This is a genomic window from Falsiroseomonas sp. RANM36 (assembly GCF_056682175.1).
Genome location: NZ_JBWXTD010000006.1, coordinates 385,429 through 391,226 on the forward strand (window position 1 = coordinate 385,429; position 5,798 = coordinate 391,226).

Consider the following 5,798-nt stretch of genomic DNA (forward strand, 5'->3'; position numbering starts at 1 on the left):
GGCGGGCGGGCGCGGCCCCCCGCGCGCGCGGGGGGGGCGCGCCCCCCCGCCGCCCCGCCCCGCCCCGGGCGGCCGGCGCAGCGCCGGATCCCGGCGATCGCCCTGCCGGTGGAGGCTCTGCGCGGCTTCGATGCCGCTCTGATCCTGTCGGCGACCACGCTGCAGGCCGGCGGCGTGACATGGCGCGACGCGGCGACGACGGTCGCGCTTGCGAATGCAAGGCTGGCGCTCGACCCGCTCGCCGCGACCTCGCCCGGCGGCGCGCTCGGCGGGCGCTTCAGCCTGGACGCGGCGGCATCGCCGCCGGCCGCGGCGCTCAGGCTCGAAAGCCGCGGGCGCGGGCTCGACCTCACGGCGCTGCGCCGCGCCTTCGGCATCCCGGCAGCCTTCGAGGGCCAGGCGGAGCTTGCTCTCGATGTGCGTGGACGCGGCGCGACGCTGCCCGCCCTGGCGGCGAGCCTCTCCGGCGAGGCGGGCATCGCGATGGTCGGCGGCCGCTTCACCGGCGCCAGCGCGCTCTCCATCGGCCCCGACCTCGCCCGCGCGCTGCTGCCGCGCGGCACGCCCTCGGGCGGGCTCGGCCTGCGATGCTTCGCGCTGCGGCTCTCGGCCGAGGGCGGCGTCGCGCAGAGCCAGGTGCTGCTTGCGGAGGGCGAGTTCGGCCGGCTGGATGGCACCCTGGCCCTCAACCTGCGGGACGAGACGCTCGCGGCGCGGCTGCTGCCCGACATCCGCGTGATGGGGCTGACCATGCGCACGCCGGTGACGGTCGGCGGAAGCTTCGCCGCGCCGCGCGTCGGCGTGGAGCCCGGCGCGGCGCTGGCGCAGGTGATGGGCGACACGGTGGCGAACCGCCTCTGGCGCAGCAGCACGGCGGAATTCCTGCGCGGCGCCGCCGGCAGCACGCCGCCCGGCGGGGATTGCGCATCGGCGCTGACGCTCGCCCGGCTCGGCAGGGCCGGGCGCATGCCGGAAGCCGCCCCGGTGCCGATCCCCCTGGTGCCGCGGGAGGTCCAGGGCGTCGCGCAGGACGCGGTTCGCGGCCTCGGGGGGCTGCTCACCGGCAGGCGGCGTTGAAGCAGATCACGGGCGTCTGGAATCGGCCGGCGCGTGGATCGGCGCTGCGAACGAATGGCTGGAGTCGTTGGCTCAGCGTCCGCGTGTCGGAGACGACGAACGACCAGAAGTTGCGCACCGGCATCGGTCTGGAAGGCGCGATAGGTCCTGCCGCTCCCCGGGACGCCCAGGCTCTGCGGTCGCGACGTGGCCTTCGGCGGCGACGCGAGCGGTGCGACGGTCGCGCAAGGCTCACCTGGTTGCTGCCCGGTCGAGCCGCTCGAATTCCGCCATGAGCCTGGCGAGCCGGCGCAGGAACACCGCATGCAGCGGCGCCATCGCGCCGGCGATGCGCGCCGTGCCGTCCGCGTCGAGGCTCAGCCGCCAGGCGCCGCGCGCGTCCTGCTCCACCCAGCCCCGCGCACGGAAGCGGTCGAGCTTGCGGCGCACCGTCTCGCGCGGGATGCCGGTGATCTCGGCCAGGCGCTTCGCATTGGTCACGCCCGGGCTCATGGCGCGCCCGTCATAGGCCAGCGCCTTGATGTCGCGCCGGCGCTGCGCCGCCCGCCGCTTCTCGCCGACCGGCCCGAGCCCGAAGGCGGCCAGCAGCAGCGCCTCGTCCAGGTCGCCGAAATGACGGCGCAGGTCGCTCATGTGGCTGACGAAGAACAGCGACCAGGCGTGATGATAGGCGGCGAAGCGCAACCCGTAGGCGCTGATGAACGCCAACTCGGCCTCCGACGCGGCGCTCCCATCGCTCTCTCCCATGCGCGCAGCATGCCCTGCGTTGTCGCGCGGCCCAAGCCGCCCGTGCCCATTATGGGCACCCTCTCCCTTGCCGCTGCCCGCCGCCGTCGCGCAGGAGGATGCGCAGAGGCGAGGAGAGGATGCCGAACATGGCAGTCGAGATGCGACTGGACGGGCAGGTCGCCGTCGTGACAGGCGCTGGCGCCGGCATCGGCGAGGCCTCGGCCGAGACCCTGGCGACCGCCGGCGCGGCCGTCGTCGTCAGCGACCTCAAGGCGGAAACCGCCGAGGAGACCGCCGCGGCGATCCGCGCGCGCGGCGGCCAGGCGATCGGGCTCGCCTGCGACGTCACCGAGGAGGCCGCGCTGGTGTCGCTGGTCGAACAGGTGATCGCGCGCTTCGGACGCCTCGACATCCTGGTCAACAACGCCGGCGGCGGCGGGCCCAAGCCCTTCGAGATGCCGATGTCCGACTTCGACTGGGCCTATCGCCTGAACGTCTATTCGGTGTTCCGGCTGTGCCAGCTCGCCGCGCCGCACATGAAGGCGGCGGGCGGCGGGGCCATCGTGAACATCTCCTCCATGGCGGGGGAGAACACGAACAAGCGGATGGCGTCCTATTCCTCGTCCAAGGCGGCGGTGAACCACCTGACGCGCAACATCGCCTTCGACCTCGGGCCGATGGGCATCCGCGTCAACGCGATCGCGCCGGGCGCGATCAAGACCGCCGCGCTCGCCTCCGTGCTCACGTCCGAGATCGAGAAGGCGATGCTGAAGCACACGCCGATGGGGCGGCTGGGCGAGGCATCGGACATCGCGAACGCCGTGCTGTTCCTGTGCTCGCCGCTCGCGACCTGGATCAGCGGGCAGGTGCTGACCGTCAGCGGCGGCGGCGTGCAGGAACTGGATTGACGCGGCGCCGCATCGGACCGCCGGAACGACAGGGAGAGAGACGACGATGGCCTATGACCCGCTCGCCGCCTTCCGGATGGACGGCCACGCCGCGATCGTCACCGGCGGCGCGCAGAACATCGGCGCCGGTATCGCGCGCGCCTTCGCCGGCGCCGGTGCCAAGGTGCTGATCGCCGACCTGCATGGCGACAAGGCCGCCGAGACGGCGAGGGCGATCGCCGCCGAGACCGGCCGCGACGTGCGCGGCATGGCCTGCGACGTGACGCAGGAGGGCGACATCCAGGCGACGGTCGCGGCCGCGGTCGCCGCCTTCGGCGGGCTCTCCACGCTGGTCAACAACGTCGGCTGGGGCGGGGTGAACCCCGATCCGCTGGCGGTCACCGAGCAGCAGATGATCGACAGCTACAAGCTCAACACGATCAGCGCCTATCGCATGACGGCGGCCTGCGTGCCGCACCTGCTGAAGGCGAAGAACGCCGCGGTGATCAATTCCGGCAGCTTCTCCTCCGCCGTGCCGGCCTACGACATCCTGGCCTATGGCACGGCGAAGGCGGCGCTGAACCAGCTGATGGTCAGCCTCGCCCATGCGCTGGCGAAGAAGGTGCGGGTGAATTCCGTGCTGATCGGCACGGTGATCACCGAGGGCTATGCTTCGGCCGGCATCGACGCGGCGACGCAGCAGCGCATGATGCACCCCGACACCCTGACCGGCCGCCCCGGAACGCCGGAGGATGTCGCGAACGCCATGCTCTGGCTCGCCTCCCCCGCGGGCGGCTGGGTCAGCGGGCAGACCATCAACGTGCATGGCGGCGGCAGCGTGGTGCGCCTGTTCGGGCATTGAGGCGGGGGCTTCTCCTCCTTCCGCTGCTGGCGCTGCTCGCGGCGCCGGCGCGCGCCCAGACCGGCGCGACGGCCGGCGGGAACGCGACCGGCCTCGGCGGCCCCGGGACCGTCGAGCAGCCGGCCCTCGCGGACGGCGCCACCATCGCCGCAATCGAGGTCGAGCTGCGCGGCGAGCCCGATGCGCGCCGCGACCTGGCCGCGGAGGCGCGGCGGGCCTTCGGGCTCTCGCCCGGCCTGCCCTTCGATCCGATCCTGGCGCAGGCCGGCCTGGCGCGGCTGCGCGCGCTGCAGGGCGTGCGGGATGCCTCCTATCGGCTTGCCCTCGATCCTTCGAGCCGCAGCCTCACGATCGTGCTGCGGGTCGCAGCGGATGGCGGCCTGCCGGGCGGACCGTCCGGCATCCTGGCCGGCGAGGGGCTGGGCGCCTTCCCGGCGCTCTGGCGCGACGCGCGCAGCCTCGTGACCTTCGTCGCCAATGGCGGCGTGGGCGCCTTCTCGGACGGCAATCCGTGGTTCGGCAGGCCGCTCGCCTTCACGCGCGGCAGCCCGCTGGTTGCGAACCCGCCGCTCGGCGCCGCGACCGGATCGCGCGCAAGCTGGGGCGAGACCTACGCCGAATACGGCATGGGCTTCGCGACGCAGCTGCGCGACGGACCGTTCTACCTCTATGGCGCGGTCACCGGCCTCGCCGCGATCACCGCGGGGCGCGACATCTTCCGCGACGGCACGCGCTCCACCAACGAGCTCAACCGCGCCTATGGCGGGCTGATCTACGCGCCGCCGGACAGCGACCTGCGCATCAACGCCTCCTTCGGCAAGCAGGCCTTCACGCTCGAGGACGGCTTCCTCGTCGCGCGCTTCACGCAGCGGCTGAATGCCGGCTGGCTGCCGGGCGTCTACCTCTCGCCGCGCACGGCGGCGGACCAGGCGGCGCTGGTCAATGCGCGCTGGGGGCGCTTCGTGTTCAACGGCTTCTGGCTGGAGCCGAACGACAGCGTGGACATCCTCTCGCGCACGCAGCTGGTCGGCGGCAGCCTGCGCTTCAACCTCGACGGCCACAGCCATGCGGCGGTGAACGCGATTTACGTGCCGAGTTCCGACACGCGCTATCCCGTGCCGGGCGGCGCCTCGCCCGGCGGGCGGGAGGGGCTGCTGACGGTTGCCGCACGCGGGCGATGGGCGGACCCAGCGATGCTGCCCGGCCTCTGGATCGAGGGCGCGCTGGCGCATCAGTCGAACGAGAACTTCCCCATGTCGGCCTGGGCCGGCTTCGCGCAGATCGGCTACCTGGCGCGCGACCTGCCCTGGACGCCCAGCCTCTCCTATCGCTACGCCGCCTTCACGGGCGACGACCCGACGACCGCGCGCTACGAGCGCTTCGACACGCTCTATTCCGGCGGCCTGGATGAGTGGCTGCAGGGCATCACCATGGGCAAGGTGCTGACCCAGGCCAATCGCGCGGTGCATCGCGTGCGGCTGAACGTGTCGCCGTGGGAGGGGACGAACCTCACCCTCGACTGGTACCTGAACCGGGCGCTGGAGCTGAACAACCTCGGCGCCAATCCGGCGCTGTCGCAGCTCGCCTCGCGCGATCTCGGGCAGGAATGGCAGCTGGTGCTGCGCATGCCGATCAACGAGAGGCTCTATTTCCTGGGCGTCGCGGGCATCGCGCAGCCGGGCGAGGCGATCCGCGCCGCGACGGGCGGCAGCGCCGCCAACTGGACGACGCTGCAGGCGCAGCTGTTCTGGACGTTCTGAAGGGCGCGGCACGCGCCGAAGGCCGATCTCCCTACGGCGGCGAGGCGCGCCGCCACACCGTATGCAGGGTCATGCCGTTCGGGGTTCGCGGGTTGCTGAACGCCAGTTCGGTCGGCGTGAGCATGGTGACGATCCGCCGTTGCGGGGTGCCGCTGACCAGGTTCGCATAGGTGCTGCCCTGGATCGTCAGCAGCAGTTCCCGCGCGGCCTCGTTGACGGTGTAGGTGCCGTAATACGCGATGGTGTTCCGCATCACGGTCGTGGCCTCTTCCGCCGTCGCCCGGGCGCGGTCGTTCGCCGCCAGCCGCGGCACCTCCGCCGCGGACTGGAACAGCGAGAAATGGCCATCGGCGGTGAACACCATGATGCCCTTCGGGTTCGATCCGAAGGGCTCGCCCCGGGTCCCGGGGGGGGGACTGCGTGCCCCCCCCGCCCCAAAGCCGGCCGCGCCCGAACCCGACAGGACGGACCCCGCCGGGGGCC

At 73.0% G+C, this 5,798-nt stretch carries 6 protein-coding genes; 4 read left to right on the plus strand and 2 right to left on the minus strand.

The features are described from left to right. On the plus strand, positions 1 to 1,077 hold a 1,077-nt coding region (locus AC1MIR_RS23365), incomplete at its 5' end, for a hypothetical protein (protein WP_480030583.1). Between the two features lie 231 nt (positions 1,078 to 1,308). On the opposite strand, the gene AC1MIR_RS23370 is transcribed toward AC1MIR_RS23365, so the two are convergent. After that, a complete protein-coding gene (locus AC1MIR_RS23370; RefSeq protein WP_480030584.1) occupies positions 1,309 to 1,785 on the minus strand; it encodes a hypothetical protein in 477 nt (158 codons plus the stop codon). Between the two features lie 167 nt (positions 1,786 to 1,952). Here AC1MIR_RS23370 and hdhA point away from each other — a divergent pair, with 167 nt between their 5' ends. The 3 genes from hdhA to AC1MIR_RS23385 are packed head-to-tail and all read left to right on the plus strand — an operon-like array spanning position 1,953 to position 5,315. Beyond that, positions 1,953 to 2,714 (plus strand): 7-alpha-hydroxysteroid dehydrogenase, encoded by a 762-nt coding sequence (gene hdhA / locus AC1MIR_RS23375; protein ID WP_480030585.1) that lies wholly within the window; start codon positions 1,953 to 1,955, stop codon positions 2,712 to 2,714. A gap of 46 nt (positions 2,715 to 2,760) precedes the next feature. Beyond that, positions 2,761 to 3,555: an SDR family oxidoreductase gene (locus AC1MIR_RS23380; protein WP_480030586.1), complete on the plus strand. Its 795-nt coding sequence runs from the start codon at positions 2,761 to 2,763 to the stop codon at positions 3,553 to 3,555. Beyond that, positions 3,552 to 5,315: an alginate export family protein gene (locus AC1MIR_RS23385; protein WP_480030587.1), complete on the plus strand. Its 1,764-nt coding sequence runs from the start codon at positions 3,552 to 3,554 to the stop codon at positions 5,313 to 5,315. Before AC1MIR_RS23380 ends, AC1MIR_RS23385 begins: the two co-directional genes overlap by 4 nt. Before the next feature lie 31 nt (positions 5,316 to 5,346). On the opposite strand, the gene AC1MIR_RS23390 is transcribed toward AC1MIR_RS23385, so the two are convergent. Continuing rightward, positions 5,347 to 5,798, minus strand: a 452-nt coding sequence (locus tag AC1MIR_RS23390; protein WP_480030588.1) for a lipocalin-like domain-containing protein, incomplete at its 5' end; no start/stop codon positions are given.